Below are 20,622 nucleotides of genomic sequence, written 5' to 3'. Positions count from 1 at the left end.
CGTTGTGATGTTTGTGGAACACGGTAAGCCCGACATGCTGCCAGCGATGGCAGGCCAACCGCAAGGAAGGCTGATGGCATAGCGGGTAAAAGAACGCGGAAAAAGCGAAGGCCGTCCTGTAATCGGGTGGATACACCCCGGTTCAACAGGGTACTGGCGCGCTGCAAGGCCAAAACGTGGTGAAAATCGGTTGGGCGACGGATGGTTCAGGTCTGCGTGTGACGGTCGATACAACCGACGTCGGCGTGGTCGCGTTCGCGAGTCAACTTGCTGCATATGCATCGCAGCAGTGGGTGCTGAACAACGCCGTTCCCAAGGGCGGAGGGGCAATGACTGGTACGTTGGCGGTGCCACAGGTTCAGTTGAGCCAGGGGTATGCGGACAACGACGGCACGAAGCCGATGATCTACAACGACCCGTCCGTCAGAAACGTTGTTTTCCGAACTGGTCCATCGAACGCGTACAAGTACACGGTGATCGATGAGAACGGCGTAATGAACCTTCCGGCTCGACCGAGTTTCGCAGGATCGACGCCTTGGGACACTGGTAACTTCGACCCAAACTCGAAGCTGAACACGTCCGGCGAAATCGTTGGCGGCCGCTTAGCGCTCATTAAACAAGGCTGGCAGGCGGACTTCCAGCTTAGAAACTGGCGAGATGGCCAAGACGTTAGCACGTACCTTCGAGCGCGCGATGGCGGCGGTTTCGAAATCATCAACAACGCGTACACCCGGCGACATCGCAGGGTTCGACGACGAGCATGCGGACAAACTCGTCGACGCTGATATTGCCGCGGCTCACGAGGCGGATGTGAAGGGCGCGAAAGCGTCGGCGAAGGGCGAAAGCGCCAAGCTCACCGTAGCGAGGGGGTACGGGTCGAGCCAACAACTGGCGCGACTTCACGTCGCACGCGTACGTAAGAATCCGTTTCCTGAGGGTACCGCGATATATACTCCCCCCGATCCCAAAAACCGCCCGACGTCCCCATGAGCCTCTCCGTCAAAAGCGTGCGTTATTTCATCGCGGTGGCGGAAGCCGAGTCCGTGACGGGCGCAACCCAGACGCTCAACATTTCGCAATCTGTCATCACCGAGGCCATCAAAGGTCTCGAAAGCGAACTGGGCGCGCAACTCTTCGTGCGTCACGCGCGCGGCATGGTGCTCACGCACGCGGGCCATCAATTCCTGCGTCACGCGCATCAGATCCTCGCAGCCGTGCGCAACGCCCAGCAAGCGCTCTCCGCGCGCCCGGACACCAAAACCGGCCGCCTGAACGTCGGCGTCACGAGCCTGATGACCGGCTACTTCCTGCCCTACCTGCTCGACCAATACAAACGCGTGTTCCCCAAGGTGGAAGTGCAGGTGGTCGAGGATCAGCGCGACTACATCGAACATCTGCTCGTCAACGGCGAACTGGACGTGGCCGTGCTGATCGTCTCGAACGTGCAGAACAGCCAGGCCATCGAAACCGAATCGCTGATCAAGGCCGCGTGGCGTCTGTGGCTGCCGGCCAATCACGCGCTGCGCGGCCTGGGCAGCATCTCGCTTCAGGAGATCGCCAACGAAGGCATGATCATGCTGAAAGTGGACGAGTTGGAAGACAACACCACCGCGTTCTGGCGCGCGGCGGGGCTGCGGCCCAACACGGTGATGCGCACGGCGTCGGTGGAAGCGGTGCGGAGTCTGGTGGCCACCGGCGCGGGCCTGTCGATTCTCCCCGACGTGCTGTACCGCCCCTGGTCGCTCGACGGCGACCGACTGGAGGTGCGCAAGATTCTGGGCGAGATGCCGACCGTCGATATCGGCATCGCCTGGCGGCGCAGCCTCACTTTGCCGGAGATGGTGCAGCATTTCCTCAGCGTCGCACGCGAGTATTCGCGCACGCACAGCAAATCGTCGATCTGAATTTCCGATATTACACGTAGATCATTCCATTCCGCCGAAACCTTCAGGTTCTTATACGCATCACCGCTCGGGTTTTCACGGACACCGCTTGCGGCGCCGAGGGTTTCGCAAAAGCGCGCCGGACGGCGCATCCACCGCTTTGCGTCGTGCCTGAAAGCTCCGCGTCATGCGGGACAGCCGCGATTCCTCCCACGCCGCACGGCCACGCTCGAGCGCGTTTTCGTCGACTTCTGCGGCCCGAGCGTTCGGAATTTAAGATAGCTCGTATCTGGGTTTCGGCCTATCGGTCAAAAAAGACCCCCTCCTAGAATAGCTCCGACCATCATCGCATCGCCTCAAACCCTTTGCCCACGGGGCTTTCAGGTACGCCGCCCGGGCCACAATCACGAGGAATCGGAGCATGTCGCACACCCCTTACATCGCTGCCGCCATCGCCCTTGCCGCGCTCGTCAACACGGGGCTCGCCAGCGCGGCCGGGCCGCTTGCGCAACTGGGCAGGCCGGAAGGCCAGGTCAACATCATCGCGTGGCCGGGCTACATCGAACGCGGCGACACTGACAAGAAATACGACTGGGTCACCGGCTTCGAGAAGCAGTCGGGCTGCAAGGTGAACGTGAAGACGGCCGCGACCTCCGACGAAATGGTCTCGCTGATGAACCAGGGCGGCTACGACCTCGTCACGGCCTCGGGCGATGCGAGTCTGCGGCTCGTATACGGCAAGAAGGTGCAGCCGATCAACACCGCGCTGATTCCCGCCTGGAACACGATCGAGCCGCGCCTCCAGAACGCGCCGTGGCATACGGTCAATGGCGTGCATTACGGCGTGCCGTATCAGTGGGGCGCGAATTTCCTCGCCTATAACACGAAGATTTTCCCGAAGGCGCCCACCTCGTGGTCGGTCGTCTTCGAGCAGCAGACGCTGCCCGACGGCAAGAGCAACAAGGGCCGCGTGCAGGCCTATAACGGCGCGATCTATGTGGCCGACGCCGCCGTCTATCTGATGCGCAAGAATCCCGCGCTCGGCATCAAGGACCCATACGAGCTGAACGAAGCGCAATACGCCGAAGTGCTCAAGGTGCTGCGCGCGCAAAAGCCGCTCGTGCATCGCTACTGGCACGACGTCACGGTGCAGATGAACGACTTCAAGAACGAAGGCGTGGCCGTGTCGAGCGCTTGGGGCTACACGGTGAATTCGCTGCAAGCCGAAAAATTCCCGATCGCCGCGACGATTCCTCAGGAAGGCGCCACGGGTTGGGCCGACACCACGATGATGCACGCGGACGCACCGCATCCCGTCTGCGCCTACAAGTGGATGAACTGGTCGCTCAACCGCAAATTACAGGCCGATCTGGCCGAATGGTTCGGCTCGAATCCGGTGATTCAGGGCGGTTGCCAGCAGGCGGCGGCGGGCGGCTCGAACTTCTGCGCGGCGAACGGCTATGACCGCTTCGACCAGATTCACTTCTGGAAGACGCCGGTGGCGAATTGCGGTTCGCAGGGCAAGTGCGTGCCGTACGGCCGCTGGACCCAGGATTTCATTTCGATCATGGGTGGTCGATAGCGCTACGGGAAAACCACGGGACGCCACGCCGACGTGCGTGGCGCGGGGGGCAGCCCTTCCGCGGCACGATGCGGCAAGTCGCAACAACAGGCAGGAAACATCATGAATAGCGCAGTCGAATTCTCCCGGGTCTCGCGTCACTACGGCGGCGTGCGCGCCGTGGACGACGTTTCGCTCGTCGTCAACGACGGCGAATTCTTCTCGATGCTCGGGCCGTCGGGTTCCGGCAAGACCACATGCCTGCGTCTGATCGCGGGCTTCGAACAGCCCAGCGCGGGCCGCGTGGTCCTGCATGGCCGCGACGCGACCGGCCTGCCGCCGTATCAGCGCGACGTGAACACCGTGTTCCAGGATTACGCGCTGTTCCCGCACATGAACATTCGCGACAACGTGGCTTACGGGCTGCTGGTGAGCGGCGCCGACAAACGCACGCGTCATCGTCAGGCGGAGGAGGCGCTGGAACTCGTCGCGCTCGGCGGTTATGGCGCGCGGCGTCCCGGCCAACTGTCGGGCGGACAGCGGCAGCGCGTGGCGCTGGCGCGCGCACTCGTGCGGCGTCCGCGCATTCTGCTGCTCGACGAACCGCTGGGCGCGCTCGACCTCAAGCTGCGCGAGCAGATGCAGATCGAACTCAAGACCTTGCAGCGCAAGCTCGGCGTGACCTTCATCTACGTCACGCACGATCAGGGCGAGGCGCTGTCGATGTCGGACCGCGTGGCCGTGTTCAACAAAGGCCGCATCGAACAGGTCGACACGCCGCGCAATCTCTACACGCGTCCGGCTACGCCGTTCGTCGCCGATTTCGTCGGCACCTCGAACGTGATCGTCGACCCTGCCTTGCTGCAACGCGTGGGCGCGACCCAACCGTTTGCGATCCGTCCCGAGCACATCCGCTTCAGCGGCGCTGCGCCCGCGAGCACCGATGACGTGCAGTTGCCCGGCACGCTGATCGACATCCAGTACTACGGCGCGACGAGCCGCTTCGAGGTGCGTTCGGATGCAGGGCAGCGCCTCGCGGTGACGATCGCGAATCAGGACGATGCGGCCACGGCGCTGCCCGCGGTCGGCGACGCCGTCACGCTCGCGTGGGCGCGCCGTGCGATGGTGGCGCTGGAGCCGCGGGGGGGAGCATGACCACGACATCGAATGCGGCCGTGACGCGCGCCGCGCCGCCGCGCGACGGCCTGATGCGCCGCGCAAGCGGCTTCCTGCACCGGCACGCGAACCTGTATTTGTCGCTGCTGCTTCTGCCGCCGCTGCTGTGGTTCGGCGTAGTGTATCTGGGTTCGTTGTTCACGTTGCTGCTTCAAAGCGTCTGGCGCTTCGACGACTTCACGATGGCCGTGAGTCCCGATTTCACGCTTGCGAACTATCTGGCGCTGGTGCACGATCCCGCCAATCTGGACGTGGTGCTGCGCACGACCGGCATGGCCTGCTGCGTGACGCTCGCGAGCGCGCTGCTCGCGTTTCCGGTGGCGTACTACATGGCGCGCTACGCGAAGGGCTGGAAAAAAGGCCTGTTCTACGTGGCCGTGATGCTGCCGATGTGGGCCAGCTACATCGTCAAGGTCTATGCGTGGACCGTGATTCTCGCCCAGGGCGGCGTGCTCTACTGGATCATCGACACGCTGCATCTGCGCGCGGCGCTCGATGCGCTGCTGCGCGTGCCGGTGATCGGCGGCGACTCGCTGTCCACCTCGAACATCGGCCGCTTTCTGGTCTTCACGTATATCTGGCTGCCGTTCATGATCCTGCCGATCCAGGCCGCCATCGAGCGCATTCCGGCCAATCTGCTGCAGGCGTCCGCCGACCTCGGCGCGCATCCGCGCCAGACTTTCCGCACCGTGATCCTGCCGCTGGCGTTTCCCGGCATCGCGGCGGGCTCGATCTTCACGTTCTCGCTCACGCTGGGCGACTACATCATTCCGCAACTCGTGGGGCCGAGCGGCCTCTTTATCGGCACCATGGTCTACACGATGCAAGGCTCGATCGGCAACGTGCCGATGGCCGCCGCCTTCACGGTTGTCCCGATGCTGCTGATCGGCGTGTATCTCGTCATCGCCAAACGCCTGGGAGCTTTCGATGCATTCTGACGCCCAACCTTCGCGCCTGCTGCGCTGCGCCGCCTGGGGCGGCCTCGCGTTCCTGCATCTGCCGATTCTCGTGGTCGCGCTCTACGCGTTCAACACCGAAACCAGCGCGTTCAGTTTCCCGCTCAAGGGCTTCACGCTGCACTGGTTCACCGACGCCTTCGCGCGCGACGACATGCTCGCGGCCGCGTGGCTCTCGGTGAAGGTGGCGGCGCTCGCCACGTTGCTGGCGGTGCTGCTCGGCACGGCCGCCGCGGGTGCGCTGTACCGGCGCAACTTCTTCGGCAAGGAAGCCATGACGTTTGCGCTGATCCTGCCGATCGCGCTGCCAGGCATCATCACCGGCATCGCGCTCCTGTCCGCGTTCAAGACCGCGAATCTCGACCTGGGCTTCTGGACCATCGCGGTCGGGCACGGCACGTTCTGCGTGGTGATGGTCTACAACAACGTGGTCGCGCGGCTGCGGCGCATGCCCGCGAGCCTCGTGGAAGCGTCGATGGATCTCGGCGCGGATGGTTGGCAGACCTTCCGTCACGTCGTGCTGCCGCAGATCGCCACGGCGTTGCTGGCGGGCGCGATTCTCGCGTTCGCGCTGAGCTTCGACGAGATCATCGTCACCACGTTTACGGCGGGACAGGAACGCACGCTGCCGATCTGGCTGCTGAACCAGCTATCGCGGCCGCGCGACGTGCCCGTGACCAACGTGGTCGCGCTGATGGTGATGGCCATCACCATGATTCCAATTCTGGGCGCGTGGTATCTCACGCGCGACACCGAAAGTACCGCGGGCAGCAGCCGCTGAACGGCGCGCGGCCATCGCGGACAGGACCGACACCCAAGAGCGTAGGCTCAACGAAGAGAGAGCAAATGGAAAAATCGATGCAAACGAACCTGATGATCGGCGGCGAATTCATGCCGGGCCACGGCAGCAAGGAAAACATCTTGAATCCGTCGACGGGCGAAGCGATCGCGCGCGTGGCCGAAGCGTCGCTCGAACAGGTGCAGGCGGCAACGGCCGCCGCGAGCCGCGCGTGGCCCGCGTGGGCGCGCAGCACGCCCAAGGATCGCGCGACGCTGCTGCTCAAGCTCGCCGACGCCATCGAGTCGCGCGCCACCGAATTCGCGCGGCTCGAATCGCTCAATTGCGGCAAGCCGTATCTGGGCGCGCTCAACGACGAAATCCCCGCGGTCGCCGACGTGTTCCGCTTCTTCGCGGGCGCGTGCCGCACGCAGCACGGTCCGCTCGCGGGCGAATATCTGCCGGGCCATACGAGCATGATCCGCCGCGACCCGCTGGGCGTGATCGCGTCGATCGCGCCGTGGAATTACCCGCTGATGATGGCGGCGTGGAAGCTCGCGCCCGCCGTTGCGGCCGGCAATACCGTGGTGCTCAAGCCGTCCGAGCAGACGCCGCTCACCACGCTCAAGCTCGCCGAACTGATCGCCGCCATTTTCCCGGCGGGCGTGATCAACGTGGTGACGGGGCGCGGCGATACCGTAGGCGCGCCGCTCATCACGCAGCCGCAGGTGCGCATGATTTCGATCACCGGCGACGTCTCGACGGGCCAGCGCATTCTCGAAGCCGCCTCGCACACCGTGAAGCGCACGCACCTGGAGCTGGGCGGCAAGGCGCCCGTAATCGTGTTCGACGACGCCGACCTCGACGAAGTGGTCGCCGGCCTGCGCACCTTCGGCTACTACAACGCCGGGCAGGACTGTACGGCTGCGTGTCGCGTCTATGCGGAAGACAAGATCTACGATCGCCTGGTCGCGGACCTTTCCAGCGCGGTGAGTTCGATCCGCTACGGCGAGCAGCACATGGAAGGCGTGGAGATGGGGCCGCTGATCTCGGAGCGCCAGCGTGGACGCGTGGCGAGTTTCGTCGAGCGCGCGGCGAGCCAGAAGCACATCGAGATCACGACGGGCGGCAAGCTCGCCGAGGGCCGCGGCTTCTTCTACGAGCCGACCGTGGTGGCGGGCGCGCGTCAGGACGACGAGATCGTGCGCCGCGAAGTGTTCGGGCCGGTAGTGTCGGTCACGCGTTTCAACGGCGCGGCGCAGGCCATCGACTGGGCCAACGATTCGGACTTCGGTCTTGCGAGTTCGGTCTGGACCCGCGACGTCAACAAGGCCTTCAAGGTGGCGGCCGAACTGCAATATGGCTGCACGTGGATCAACACGCACTTCACGCTCGTGAGCGAAATGCCGCACGGCGGCATGAAGCGTTCGGGCTACGGCAAGGACATGTCGGTGTTCGCGCTCGAGGAGTACACCTGCGCGCGCCACATCATGGCGAAGTTTCCCTGATGCGAACGGCCCGCTGCGGCGGGCCGCCTTTTATATGAGCCGTTGCATGACTCGTCGAGCGACCCGTTGTGGAACTCGCTGCACGCGCAGTTCGCAACACCCGGCGATGCGCCGGCCGTCGCCAGGCCAAGAAGAGCAGGCGCAACGACACGCACGGCAACGCAGGCATATCGGCGCGCGCGCCTGACGCACGCGGGCCGACCCAACCGGGAGATCAGGATGGAACCCACCACGAAGGCGGATGCGGCGAATCACGACGCCAGCATTCTCGGCAGCATGGGCTATACGCAGGAACTCATGCGGCGCATGAGCGGCTTTTCGAATTTCGCCATCTCGTTCGCGATCATCTGCATTCTCGCGGGCGGCATCACGGCTTTTCCGCAGGGGCTGAGCGCAGGCGGCGGTGCGTCCATCGGCATCGGCTGGCCGGTGGGCGCGCTGTTCGCGCTGGTGGTGGCGCTCTCGATGGCGCAGATCGCATCCGCCTATCCCACGGCGGGCGGGCTTTATCACTGGAGCTCGATTCTCGGCAACAAGGGCTGGGGCTGGGCCACGGCCTGGTTCAATCTGCTCGGGCTGATCTTCGTGGTCGCCTCGGTGAACTTCGGCGTCTACGATCCGTTCTTCAAGACCTTCATCGCGCCGCTGTTCCATATCGATCCCGACAAGCTCACGTTTGCGCATCAAACCGCGTTCATCGTGATCGTGACGATGTCGCAGGCGCTGCTCAATCACTATCGCGTGCATCTGACCACGCGTCTCACGGACCTCTCGGGTTATCTGATCTTCGCGATCGCCGTGGTGCTCACGCTCGGTCTGCTGGTTTCGGCGCATGGGCCGCTGGACTTCACGCGACTCGTCACGTTCCGCAACTTCACCGGCTTCGAGGGGGGCGCGTGGCCGCATCAGGGCGCGGTGGCCGCGTTCCTCTCGGGCTTGCTGCTGACGATCTATACGATCGTGGGTTTCGACGCGTCCGCGCATACCTCGGAGGAAACCCACGATGCGCCGCGCAACGTGCCGCGCGGCATGCTGCGCGCGGTGCTGTGGTCGAGCCTGTTCGGCTACGCGATGGTCTGCACCTTCCTGCTCGTGCTGCCCGACCTCGAAGGCAGCGTGAAGGCGGGCAGCGGTTTCTTTACGATCCTGCTGGGCACCTTGCCGGGCTGGCTGAGCGTGCCGCTCGGCGTGGGCATCTTCCTCGCAAACTACCTGTGCGGACTGGCCTGCCTGACGTCGTGCTCGCGCATGACCTATGCGTTCGCGCGCGACGGCGGCCTGCCCGCATCGGCGTGGCTCAAGAAAGTGAACGGTTACGGCACGCCGGGCGCGGCCATCTGGGTGTGCTCGATTCTCGCCATCGCGGCGACGCTGTACGGCGACGCCTTCGCGGTGCTCTCGACAGGCAGTGCGGTGTTCCTCTACGTCTCCTATGTCATGCCGATCGCGGCGGCCCTGAACGCGGAAGACCGCACGTGGACGCGCAAAGGCCCGTTCGATCTGCGCAAGTGGTCGAAGCCGGTGGCGCTGCTGGCCGTGCTGGGCGGCTCCGTGCTGGTGTACGTGGGCTGCCAGCCGCCGAACGAAAAGGTGCTCTACGTGAGCCTCGGTTTGATCGGCGTGATGGCGCTGCTGTGGTTCGTTGTGGGTGTGCGCCACCGCTTTGCCGGTCCGCCCGATGTGCGCGGCGCGAGCACGGCCCCGGAAGCGGTGGCCCCTCTCTGACGATGCGATGCGGCGCGGCACGCAGGTCTGATCCGCGCCGCGCAGAAAAGCACGCATCGCACTTCGCTTGGAAATAAATAGCCATCCTGATGGATGGAGGCTGGACTTCGTCCAGCGCTTTTGCCGGATTCTCCACAACGACAAGCCACCACTCCATGAAAAAACACGACATCGCAAGCGCGTGCGCCACCCTGGCCATCACACTGATCGCCGCCACGGCGGCCCATGCCGAGAGCAGCGTGACGCTGTACGGCGCCATCGACGAAGGCATCAACTTCACCACCAACGCGGCGGGCCATCATGCCTTCGCGATGGTCAGCGGCGACAGCCAGGAGTCGATGTGGGGCCTCAGGGGCGTCGAGGATCTGGGCGGTGGACTGAGCGCGGTCTTCACGCTCGAGAACGGCTTCAACGCCTCCACGGGTGCGGCGAATCAGGGCGGCCGCCTGTTCGGACGTCAGGCCTTCGTGGGGCTCGCGTCGCAGCAGGCGGGCACACTCACGCTCGGCCGCCAGTACGACGCCACCGTCGACCTGTGGAGCCCGTTCACGGCGGCGGGCAGCACCATCGGCGATCTGGCCGCACATCCGTTCGACAACGACAACGCCGACTACGACACGCGCGTGAACAACGCGGTCAAGTATCTGTCGCCGGTCTTCGGCGGCGCGCAGGTCGAAGCGGCCTATGGCTTCAGCAACACGACGGGCTTCGCCGACAACCGCAACTACAGTGCTGGCGTGACGTGGTCGGCCGGTTCGCTGAGCGCGGCGGCAGCCTACATGCGCACGAACAACGGCGGCACGACGGCGGGCGGCGCCGTGGGCAGCGACGCGGTGTTCGCCGCTTCGGTGCAGCAGAACATCGACGCGGGCGTCAAATGGACCTTCTCCAACGGCTCGAACGTGGGCTTCGCATATTCGCACGTCGATGTCTACGATCCGGCCGCGAACGCCTATGTGAGCGACATCGGCGGCAAGGGGTGGAAGTCGTGGAAATTCGATAACTTCGAATTGAACGGCCAGTATTTCATCCAGCCCGATCTGTCGCTGGCGGGCGCAGTCGCCTATACGCACGGCTCGTTCAAGGACGCGCAGGGCAGCACCAATCCGTACTGGCTGCAATGCGCGCTCGCGCTCAGCTACAACCTGAGCAAGCGCACGTCGGTCTATACGCAGGGCGCGTGGCAGCACACCAACGGGAGTACCGGGACGGCGCTGGATGCAGCGCATATCGTGGGTTCCGCGGATCTGTCGTCGAGCGGCAACCAGATGGTCTATCGCGTGGGTCTGCTGCACAAGTTCTGAGGCCGCGCGGGCGCGGGCGCACAGAGGTCGAACTGTACTGCGACCCTTGCTTCGTTCGCCCGCGCCGACGCCCGTCCGCGGCACGAATCGGCGGCCCCCTCGATTTCGAGGCAGATTTGCCGGTGTACGTCGATATAGCGGCGACAAGGGTTGGGGAAAGCTGATTTATCTGGCTCGGTGGTCATCTCCGATGCCGCCGAGGACGTTGTGGAAGATAGTTCACGGAACGATCCCACGACGACGATGAAACGGCAAATGAGCTTTGCGGAAGCGGAAAGCGCGGGCAAGAAGCGCGCGCGTTCGTCGCCGAGCTGCATGGGCAGGCCGTCGCATTCGACGGTTGCGCGACAAGCATGAACGCATCGATTACGAACAGGGCCGGCTGAAGCTCGCCGACATGCTCGGCGGCGGCGTCGACCTGCGCGAGCTGCCGCTCGACCAGCCGTTGCTGGAATTGCTGCTGCCGGCGATCGACAGCGTGCATCGCCGGCGCGGACGCGTGGCGATCTTCGTCGGCTACGCACGCCAGCGGCTGACGCTGCGCGAGCTGATCATCCGTGGCTGCCGGCGTTGCAGCACGAAACAGTGGAGGCGTGAGCGGGCGAACGGCCGCACGATGCACGGTGCTTCGCGTTCGACGGTGCGCCGTTCCGCCATATCGCGCGATCAGATATCCATCGAACAAATAACCATTTGGTACACGCGTCGGCGCGCATTACAGTCTCGCCTCCTGCCGGCTGCGACGCCGGTCGTTCCGACGTTATTTCAGAAATTCGCCACATGAATCGTTTGATGCGTTCCAGGGGCCGCCGTGCCGCAGCCGCGCTGTTCGTGCTCGGCCTCGTACCGGCTTCCCATGCGGCCCAGCCGACGTTGCGCGTCGGCATCGACGCAGAGTCGTATCCGCCGTTCTTTTCGAAGGACGCAGCCGGCAAGTGGAAGGGCTGGGAAATCGACGTGCTCGATGCCGCGTGCGGCAAACTGAACGTGCGGTGCGAACTCACCGACATTGCGTGGGACGGCCTGATTCCGGCACTGCAGAATCGCAAGATCGACGTGATCTGGTCGTCGATGACGATCACCGGCGAACGGCAGAAGGCGATCGATTTCAGCCGTGCGTATTACGAATCGCCGACGGTGTTCGTCGGCGCGAAAAGCGACAGGCGCCGCGTCGACTGCGCGGTGCCCGCGAGCTTCAAGGGCCGCGTGATCGGCGTCGAGGCCGGCACGAACTTCTCGGCGTTCCTCGATTCCCGCTTCAAGCAGGATGCGCAGATCAAGGCGTTCGACAAGTTCGACAATGCGCTCGCGGATCTGGCGTCCGGCCGCGTCGACTACGTGCAGGAAGGCAAGGGGCTGTTCACGGCGTTCCTCGCGTCGCGCGACGGCAAGGACTTCGAGGTCAAGGCCACGTGCGCGGACAATCCGGTGCTGGGCCTCGGCATCGGCGCGGGCGTCCGTCACGGCGATGCGTTGCGCGGCAAGCTGTCGACCGCGATCGCCCAACTGCAGCAGGACGGCACGTGGGATGCGATCACCGCCCGCTATCCGAACCTGAAGGGCACGATCGAGAAAGGCCGCTGACCCGATGGCCGCGGACGATTCGCTGCTCGCGTTGCTCGCATTCGGCGACGGCGGCTATGGCCGCGTGTTTGCGGGCGCGTTCGCACTGACGTTCGGCGTCGCGGCAGCGTCGTTCTGCGCCGGCGTGCTGCTCGGCATCGCCGGCGCGCTCGGCAAGCTGTCGCGGCACGCGCCGCTCGCATGGCTCGCGCGGCTCTACACGACGCTCGTGCGCGCGCTGCCCGAGCTGCTGTGCCTGCTGCTCGCGTTCTATGCGGTGGCGCCGGCCGTCGAGCATGCGCTTCGCGACAGCGGGATCGTGTCCGACGGCTTCGCATTCGATCCGTTCGTCGTCGCCGCACTGTCGCTCGGGTTCATCCAGGGCGCGTATCTGACCGACATCTTCCGCGCGGCGCTCGTCAACGTGCCGGCCGGCCAGGTCGAAGCCGCGCACGCGTACGGGATGACGCCGTGGCAGACACTGACGCGCATCCGGCTTCCGGCCGCCGCGCGGCTTGCGTTGCCGGGCGTCGGCAACGTGTGGCTGAACGCGACCAAGGACGCGTCGTTCATCAGCGTGCTCGGCTCGTTCACGGATCTGCTGAAGGCGAGCCAGCTCGCGGCCGGCGCGACGCGGCACTACGTATTCTTCTATCTCGTCACGGCCGCGCTGTTCCTGCTGCTGAGCATCGCGTCGACGGGCATCTTCGCGGCGCTCGAGCGGCATGCGAGCCGTGGCACGAGGCGCGCCGCATGATCTTCTCGCTGCCGTTCCTGCTCGATACGGTGATGCCGAAGCTGCTCGCCGCGGTGCCGACGACGCTCGCGCTGACGCTCGTTTCTGGCGCGGCGAGCGTGCTGCTGGGCGTGCCGCTCGCGCTCGCCGCCGGTGCGCGCCATGCGCCGCTGCGCTGGTCCGCGCGCGGTTGGCTCATGCTGATTCGCGGCACGCCGCTGCTCGTTCAGCTCTATCTGCTGTACTACGGATTCGGGCAGATCGTCCCGCGCGAATGGATGCGCGACAGTTGGGCATCGCCGCTGCTGCGCGACGCGTTCTGGTACGCGATCGTCGCGTTGAGCGTGAACGAGAGCGCGTATGTCGCGACGATCCTGCGCGGCGCGATCGCCGGCGTGCCGGCCGAAGAGATCGAAGCCGGGCACGCATACGGGATGACGCGCGTGCAGGTGCTGCGCCGGATCGTCGGCCCGCGCGCGTGGCGGCTCGCGCTGCCCGCGCTCACCGGCGAGGCGATCCTGCTGCTGAAATCGACCGTCCTCGCGTCGACCGTTACCGTGTTCGACGTGATGGGGACGGCCAATACGCTGCGTTTCGAGACGTTGCGCGTGTACGAACCGCTGGCAGGCGCGGCTGTCGTCTATGTCGTGCTGGTCGCGCTGCTGACCATTCCGGCCGCCCGTCTCGAGAAGCGCGTCAATCGCTATCTGACGCACGCGCCCGACGCTCGCATGCGTGCCCGACGCCGCCGCGCATCGTCGGGCGCGTGGGCGACACCCAACTGATTCCTGCCCTGGTAACGAATTCCACGATGTCCGATCCTCGCCCCTTGCTGTTTTCCCTGTATGAACAAGCCAGCGTCGGCTGCGGCGGCGCGCCGAGCCTGTGGACTCATCCGGCCGACGAACGGCTGCGCGCGAATACGCTCGCGTTCTGGTCGGACCTCGCGCGCACGGCCGAGCAGGCCGATCTCGACATGCTGTTTTTCGCGGACGTGCTCGGCCTGTACGACGTATATGGCGGGTCGGCCGACGCGGCACTGCGATGGGCGGTCGAGTCGCCCGCGAACGATCCGATGATGCTGATTCCGGCGCTCGTCGCGCAGACCGAGCGGCTCGCGTTCGGCGTGACCGCGAGCACGACCTACGAGCATCCGTTCGCGCTCGCGCGCCGCTTCAGCACGCTCGATCATCTGAGCAACGGCCGGATCGGCTGGAACATCGTGACGTCCTACCTGACGAGTGCGGCGCGCAACTTCGGGCTCGACCGGATGATCGGCCACGACGAACGCTACGCGCGCGCGGAGGAGTTTCTCGACGTCGTGTACAAACTGTGGGAAGGGAGCTGGGCGGACGATGCGGTCGTCGCAGACAAGCACGCGCCGCGCTATGCGCGCGGCGACCGCGTGCGGCCGATCGCGCACGAGGGCACGCATTATCGCGTGCAGGGGCCGCACGTCTGTGCGCCGTCGCCGCAGCGCTCGCCGGTGCTGATCCAGGCCGGCTGGTCCGGGCGCGGACGTGAGTTCGCGGCGAAGCACGCGGAGGTGGTGTTCGTCGCGAAGTCGAATCCGCACGAGATTCGTGCGGGGCTCGACGAGATTCGCCGGCTGGCGACCGAGCGCGGCCGTGCTGCGGACGACGTGAAGTCATTGACCGTGCTGCGGATCGTGACCGCGCGCTCGCCGAGCGACGCGAAGGAGAAATACCACACGCTGCAGCAGCACTATCACCAGCACGCGCAACTCGTCAGCTATGCGGGCGACACCGGCATCGACATCGACCGCTATGCGGACGACGAACCGCTAACGACGCAGACGGAAGGGCTCACGTCGTACGTCGTGCGGCCCGACGGCAGCGGCAAGCCGCTCACTGCCGGCGACGTGCGGCGCAAGTTCGCGAGCGTCACGCGCGGCACCGACCTGATCCTCGTCGGCTCGCCCGACGAAGTCGCCGATCGGATCGCAGAGCATGCACGGCAGTCGACGACGAGCGGCTACATGCTCAACCCGCTGATCAGCCCGGGCACGCTCGACGATTTTGCCGAACTGATCGTGCCGGAACTGAAAAAGCGCGGACTGTACCGGACGACGGCGCCGGCCGGCACCTTCCGCTCGCGGCTGAGCGGCCGCGACCGCCTGCCGGACACCGCGCATGGCGCGTCGTTCCGGCAAGCCGCATCTGACGGACGCTGATGCGCCGGTCGATACGGAACGATTATCGGGGAGTTGCGTGACATGAACCATGACGCGCTGTTCCGGTTGCTACCGCGCCGTGCCCGCCAGCAGGAGCTTCCGGCATGAATACGACGGCAAATGAGACCGCCGGTGCGACGCGTGAAGATCGATCGCATCGATCGGCGTCGCCGCCCGTCCTGAGCGCCGCCGGCATCGCGAAGCGCTTCGACGCGACCGTCGCGCTGTCGGCGCTGAACCTGTCGATCGACGCGGGCGAAGTCGTCGCGTTGATGGGCGCGAACGGCGCCGGCAAGTCGACGTTCGTCAAGATCCTGAGCGGCGTGCTGCGGCCGGACGGAGGTACGCTGATGCTGCGCGGCGAACCGTATCGACCGGCATCGCCGCACGCGGCCAAGCGGCTCGGCGTCGCGACCGTGCACCAGTCGGTCGCCGACGCCGTCGTGCCGACGCTGTCGATCGCCGACAACCTGTTGCTCGACCGGCTGTGCGATCGGGCGTCGCCGTGGCGCGCGACGCCGGCCGCGCGGCGGGCTGCGGCGCGGCCGCTCGCTGAGCGGGTCGGGCTCGACGTCGACCTGGCCGCGCCGCTGGCGTCGCTGTCGCTGGCGGACCAGCAGCGCGTGACGCTGGCGCGTGCGCTTGGCGGGCAGCCGTCGCTGCTGATACTCGACGAGCCGACCGCCAGCTTGTCCGCGCCGGAGGCGGAACGGCTCTTCGCGCTGCTGGACGCGTTGCGCGGCGATGGCGTGGCAATCCTGCTGGTGTCGCATCGGCTCGGCGATTTGCGCCGCATCGCCGATCGCGTGGCGATCGTCCGCGACGGCCGGATCGTCGCGGATCTGCCCGCGCCCGTCGATTTCGATGCGGCGGTGGAGACGATGATCGGGCGGCCTTTGCCGAAAACGCGCGAGCCGGTGCCGGCTCGCGCCGCGTCGCGCGAGTCGGACGCCGCGTTCAGCATGCGGCGTATCCGGCTGACGCCGGCCAGTGCGCCGTTCGACCTCGATGTCCGGCGCGGCGAGATCGTCGCGATCGCGGGCCCGGTCGGCGGCGGCAAGTCGCGCCTCGCGAATACGATCTTCGGCGCCGCGCGCGCGGTGGCCGGCGACATGACGCTCGACGGGCGGCCGTGGCGCCCGCGTTCGCCGGCCGACGCGATTCGCGCCGGCGTCTTTCTGGCCGGCGAGGACCGCTGGCGCACGTCGCTGTTTCCCGACAGTGTGCCGTTCGCTTCGATCGCGGGCACGATTGGCTTTCCGTTCCTGTCGCGCTGGTTCGCGCGCGGCCCGGTGGGCAGGGCGCGCGAACGCGCGGCCGCCGCGGCGGCGATCGGGCGGTTCGGCATCCGCTGCACGGGTCCGGACGATCGCGTGGTCCGCTTGTCCGGCGGCAATCAGCAGAAGGTCGTGCTCGCACGCTGGCATGCCGAACCCGCGCGGCTGTTGCTGCTCGACGAGCCGTTTCAGGGCATCGATGCCGGCGCGCGGGCCGATATCGTCGATACGCTGCGGCGTCATGCACATGCGCGCGCGACGATCGTGTTCGTCAGCGATCTCGAAGAAGCGGCCGAGATCGCGGATCGTATCGTGCGGTTCGATCGCGCGACGATCGATGACTTGCCGCCAACGTCCTCCGCCTTGCGTGCCTGCTCATGAAAATCGTGACTTCTTCCGTCGACCACCATGCCGCGCCGGTCGAACGGCCGCGCGCCGCAGCAGCCCGCATTCGCGATGCCCTCGAGCGCACGGGCATCCTGCTGGTGCTGATCTTCCTGGTGATCGGATTTGCGCTCAGGGAACCGGCGTTCCTGAACGTCGACAATCTGTTCAGCATCCTGCAGTCGGTGTCGATCGTCGCGTTGCTCGGCATCGGCGTGACGATCACGCTCGCGGCCGGCGGTTTCGACCTGTCGGTCGGCAGCGTGGCCGCGACCGCGCAGATGGCCGCCAGCTATGTGCTGGTCGTGTGGCACGGCAGCACGCTGGCGGCGGTGATCGCCTGCGTGACGCTTGGCGTGGCCGCCGGGTTGTTCAACGGCGTGCTGATTACGCGCCTGCGCGTGCCGGACCAGCTCGCGACGCTCGGCACGCTGTTCCTGATGGCCGGCCTGCAATTGATTCCGACCGGCGGCCGTTCACTCGCGACCGGCTCGGTGCTGCCCGACGGCACGGATGCGACCGGCGTGTTCCCCGACGCTTTTCTTGCGCTTGGCCGGCTGCGCGTGTTCGACGTGGTGCCGTTGCCGGTGCTGCTGCTCGCAGCGGTCACGGCAGTGACCTGCGTCGCGATGGAGGCGACCCGATGGGGCCGCGTGATCTATGCGATCGGCGGCAACGAGACGGCCGCGCGGCTTGCCGGTGCGCCCGCCGCGCGCTACCGGGGCGCCGCGTATGTCGTATCGGGTGCGATCGCGTCGCTCGGCGGCGTATTGATCGCCGCGCGGGTCGGTCGCGGCGACGTGAGCGCCGGCCATTCGCTGCTGCTCGATGCGGTGGCCGCCGCGCTGATCGGTTATGCAGTATGGGGCGCGAAGCGGCCCAACGTGTTCGGTACGGTCGTCGGCGCGGTATTCGTCGGCGTGCTGCTCAACGGGCTGACGATGCTGAACGCGCCGTACTACATGCAGGATTTCATCAAGGGGGCGCTGCTCGTGCTCGCGCTGGCGTTCACGTTCGGCATTGGCCGCCGTACGGATGCGCGCGCGTGATGCGCATGCCGTGATGCGCCGCGTGGGCCGGAGTCTGTCCGCCGGATCGTTATGCCGTAACGGTTTGCCATCCGAAGTAATATCCATTTCCGAATCGCTCGGTTTGCGTTCGTGTGCCGCGCTGATAGATTGGCGCCCATATCGTCCCATGTGGAGACAGGCCCGCCATGCGCTCGTTGCTTTGCCGGAAATCGCGCGTCGATCTGAAGATCGGTGCACTCATGCTGTGTTTCGCGACTGTGCTGGGCGCGCCCGCCGCGCAGGCCGGTCCGCTCAAGGGCGCGCCCGCGCCGTTCGACAAGGGCGGCGTGAAGATCGCGCTGGTCAACTATCTGTCGACCGGCGACTTCTTCCAGGCTTACGAGGCCGGCGCGCAGAAGCAGGCGCGTGCGCTCGGCGTCGATCTGCGCATCTACGAGGGCCGGCAGGATGCGGCCGAGCAGCGCGAGCAGATCCAGCAGGCGATCAGCATCGGCGTGTCCGCGATCATCGTCAATCACGGCCTGCCGGAATCGCTGAAGGACGTCGTGCAGCGTGCGCTGGACAAAGGCATCAAGGTCGTCGCGTTCGACGTCGACCTCGGCAATCCGAAGGTGCCGCAGATCGAGCAGAACGATCGCGACCTGGCCAACCTGCTGCTCGGGCAGGCCGTCAAGGACAACGGCGACGCGTTCTCGGCCGGTTACGTCTACGTGGCCGGTTTTGCGCCGCTCGACCGGCGCGATGCCGCATGGCGCGACTTCAAGCGCGCGCATCCGAAGGTGCGGGAGAAGGCGCGCTGGGGCACCGTCGACAATCCGATCGCGCAATCGGTCGCGAATCAGGCGGCCGCGGCGTATCGCGCGAATCCGGATATCCGTGTCGTCTTTGCGCCTTACGACGAGTTTGCGCGCGGCGCGAAGCTCGCCGCGGACGAAGCGAAGCTGTCGTCGAAGATCCGCATCTACAGTGCCGACATCTCGACGGCCGACATCGAGGCGATCCGCGCGCCGAACAGCGCGTGGGTCGCGACGGCCGCGACCAATCCCGCGGTCGTCGGCGCCGTGTCGGTGCGCGCGGCGGCACTGCTGGTCGCCGGCCAGGACCCGGGCGCGCGCATCGCGGTCAAGCCGACACTGATCACGCGCGACGATCTCGTGAAAAACGACATTCGCACCGTGGCCGAACTCGGCGCGAAGTTTCCTGCGTTCCGCGCGAGCGACGCGGCGACTGCCGCATGGATTCCGGCGGCCGACTGAGCGCCCATGAATGCAGCGACCGCGCGCACCAGGGCGTGCCGGACGATTCGGGCGAACCGCCGGGCGCGACCCGACCGGCAAGCGGTGGCCGAACGCGCATGACGCGCACGACGATGCAGGCGATCGGCCGTGGCCGCTGTCGTCGCTGGATGTCGAGCCGGCATCGTCGCAAGCCGGTGATGTGACCGGACGGATCGACGGCGCGTCGGGCGGCCGGCGGCTCGTTTTACAGGCCCGCCGCCCGAGCAGCAATCTTTATCGCTGCAGCAGATAAACGTATCCGAATCGCTTCGTTGACGCAGTCCGGCACGCGCTCGTAGATTCGCATCTTTACCGAATCAAGGGCTGTATCGTGACGACTCCCGCCATCCGCACCGCAGCATCGACGTTCGCCGGCCATCGCCCCGCGTTGCCGCCCGAGGCCGGCGCGCAGCGCTTCGACATCGTCCCGTTCGATGCGCCGCTCGGCGCCGAAGTCGTCGGCATCGACCTGTCGCAACCGCTCGACGCCGCGGATTTCGCGCGCATCCACCGCGCGCATCTCGACCATCACGTGCTGGTGTTTCGCGATCAGCGCATCACGCCGGACGAACACATCGCATTCAGCCGCCGCTTCGGCCCGCTGCAGATCCACGTGCTGCACCAGTTCGCGCTGGCCGCGCATCCGGAAGTGCTGATCGTGTCGAACATCGTCGAGGACGGCAAGCCGATCGGGCTCGGCGACGCCGGCCATTTCTGGCACTCCGACCTGTCGTACAAGGAAAAGCCGAGCCTCGGTTCGCTGCTGCATGCGCAGGAGCTGCCGGCCGAGGGCGGCGACACGCTGTTCGCAAACATGCATCTCGCCTGGGACACGCTGCCCGCGCATCTGCGTCGCGCGGTCGAAGGACGGCGCGCCGAGCACACGTATCTGGCGCGCTATGCGGAGTTGCAGGCGCGCAGCCCGTGGCGGCCGAACCTGTCGGCCGAGCAGATCGCGCAAGTCGAAGCGGTGGTGCACCCGGTCGTGCGCACGCATCCGGAAACGGGACGCCGGGCGCTGTTCGTCAGCGAGCATTTCACGACGCGCATCGTCGACGTGCCCGAGGACGAAAGCCGCGCGCTGCTCGACGAACTGTTCGCGCACAGCGTGCGCGCCGAGCATCTGCACCGGCACCACTGGCGCGACCACGACCTCGTGTTCTGGGACAACCGCTCGCTGATGCATCTCGCGGCCGGCACCCCCGACCATCTGCGCCGCAAGCTGTACCGCACGACGATCGAAGGCGACGCGCCGTTCTGAGCGTCACG

General features: G+C 66.2%; 18 protein-coding genes. All 18 read left to right on the top strand.

The genetic code is table 11. The features are described 5' to 3' along the window. The first annotated feature begins 179 nt into the window (after positions 1-179). The 18 genes from WT16_RS34515 to WT16_RS21055 all read left to right on the top strand — a co-directional run bounded on the left by WT16_RS34515 (position 180) and on the right by WT16_RS21055 (position 20,614). Positions 180-785 carry a hypothetical protein gene (locus WT16_RS34515; RefSeq protein ID WP_197417882.1) on the top strand — a complete coding sequence of 202 codons (606 nt, stop codon included), beginning with the start codon at positions 180-182 and terminating at the stop codon, positions 783-785. Positions 786-986: 201 nt separating this feature from the next. Next, positions 987-1,904 carry a LysR family transcriptional regulator gene (locus WT16_RS21140; protein WP_009916926.1) on the top strand — a complete coding sequence of 306 codons (918 nt, stop codon included), beginning with the start codon at positions 987-989 and terminating at the stop codon, positions 1,902-1,904. Between the two features lie 400 nt (positions 1,905-2,304). Beyond that, the gene (locus tag WT16_RS21135; protein ID WP_063534142.1) at positions 2,305-3,465 is read left to right on the top strand and encodes an ABC transporter substrate-binding protein; all 1,161 of its coding nucleotides are present in this window, start codon (positions 2,305-2,307) and stop codon (positions 3,463-3,465) included. A 102-nt stretch (positions 3,466-3,567) separates the two neighbouring features. Continuing rightward, entirely contained in the window at positions 3,568-4,599 is a 1,032-nt protein-coding gene (locus WT16_RS21130) for an ABC transporter ATP-binding protein (RefSeq protein WP_063534141.1), read from the top strand. Further along, positions 4,596-5,558 carry an ABC transporter permease gene (locus WT16_RS21125; protein ID WP_063534140.1) on the top strand — a complete coding sequence of 321 codons (963 nt, stop codon included), beginning with the start codon at positions 4,596-4,598 and terminating at the stop codon, positions 5,556-5,558. Before WT16_RS21130 ends, WT16_RS21125 begins: the two co-directional genes overlap by 4 nt. Further along, entirely contained in the window at positions 5,548-6,357 is an 810-nt protein-coding gene (locus WT16_RS21120; protein ID WP_015603938.1) for an ABC transporter permease, read from the top strand. Before WT16_RS21125 ends, WT16_RS21120 begins: the two co-directional genes overlap by 11 nt. Before the next feature lie 77 nt (positions 6,358-6,434). Beyond that, the gene (locus WT16_RS21115) at positions 6,435-7,862 is read left to right on the top strand and encodes a gamma-aminobutyraldehyde dehydrogenase (protein WP_009917540.1); all 1,428 of its coding nucleotides are present in this window, start codon (positions 6,435-6,437) and stop codon (positions 7,860-7,862) included. A 219-nt stretch (positions 7,863-8,081) separates the two neighbouring features. Then, positions 8,082-9,587 (top strand): amino acid permease, encoded by a 1,506-nt coding sequence (locus WT16_RS21110; protein WP_063534139.1) that lies wholly within the window; start codon positions 8,082-8,084, stop codon positions 9,585-9,587. A 155-nt stretch (positions 9,588-9,742) separates the two neighbouring features. Further along, positions 9,743-10,891, top strand: coding sequence for a porin (locus WT16_RS21105; protein WP_015602888.1), 1,149 nt, complete (start codon positions 9,743-9,745; stop codon positions 10,889-10,891). A 340-nt stretch (positions 10,892-11,231) separates the two neighbouring features. Further along, positions 11,232-11,675 (top strand): hypothetical protein, encoded by a 444-nt coding sequence (locus WT16_RS21100; protein WP_063534138.1) that lies wholly within the window; start codon positions 11,232-11,234, stop codon positions 11,673-11,675. Further along, a complete protein-coding gene (locus WT16_RS21095) occupies positions 11,672-12,475 on the top strand; it encodes a transporter substrate-binding domain-containing protein (RefSeq protein WP_015603116.1) in 804 nt (267 codons plus the stop codon). Before WT16_RS21100 ends, WT16_RS21095 begins: the two co-directional genes overlap by 4 nt. Before the next feature lie 4 nt (positions 12,476-12,479). Beyond that, complete coding sequence (locus WT16_RS21090) at positions 12,480-13,211, top strand: ABC transporter permease subunit (RefSeq protein WP_006029547.1); 732 nt, start codon at positions 12,480-12,482, stop codon at positions 13,209-13,211. After that, positions 13,208-13,975: an ABC transporter permease subunit gene (locus tag WT16_RS21085; protein WP_063534137.1), complete on the top strand. Its 768-nt coding sequence runs from the start codon at positions 13,208-13,210 to the stop codon at positions 13,973-13,975. The genes WT16_RS21090 and WT16_RS21085 overlap by 4 nt, the downstream gene beginning before the upstream one ends. A gap of 26 nt (positions 13,976-14,001) precedes the next feature. Beyond that, entirely contained in the window at positions 14,002-15,384 is a 1,383-nt protein-coding gene (locus WT16_RS21080; protein WP_063534136.1) for an LLM class flavin-dependent oxidoreductase, read from the top strand. A gap of 104 nt (positions 15,385-15,488) precedes the next feature. Then, positions 15,489-17,042, top strand: a complete 1,554-nt coding sequence (locus WT16_RS21075) for a sugar ABC transporter ATP-binding protein (RefSeq protein ID WP_063534135.1) — start codon at positions 15,489-15,491, stop codon at positions 17,040-17,042. Next, positions 17,039-18,094, top strand: coding sequence for an ABC transporter permease (locus tag WT16_RS21070; RefSeq protein ID WP_015602598.1), 1,056 nt, complete (start codon positions 17,039-17,041; stop codon positions 18,092-18,094). The genes WT16_RS21075 and WT16_RS21070 overlap by 4 nt, the downstream gene beginning before the upstream one ends. 167 nt (positions 18,095-18,261) lie before the next feature. After that, positions 18,262-19,332 (top strand): substrate-binding domain-containing protein, encoded by a 1,071-nt coding sequence (locus WT16_RS21065; RefSeq protein WP_015603756.1) that lies wholly within the window; start codon positions 18,262-18,264, stop codon positions 19,330-19,332. Between the two features lie 352 nt (positions 19,333-19,684). Then, a complete protein-coding gene (locus WT16_RS21055; RefSeq protein ID WP_015603333.1) occupies positions 19,685-20,614 on the top strand; it encodes a TauD/TfdA family dioxygenase in 930 nt (309 codons plus the stop codon). Positions 20,615-20,622: the final 8 nt, after the last annotated feature.

This window comes from Burkholderia sp. MSMB1589WGS (genome assembly GCF_001636105.1).
Classification (GTDB): domain Bacteria; phylum Pseudomonadota; class Gammaproteobacteria; order Burkholderiales; family Burkholderiaceae; genus Burkholderia; species Burkholderia humptydooensis.
Note: the sequence above shows the minus strand (reverse complement) of the source record. Positions and strands in the feature narration are given on the sequence as shown.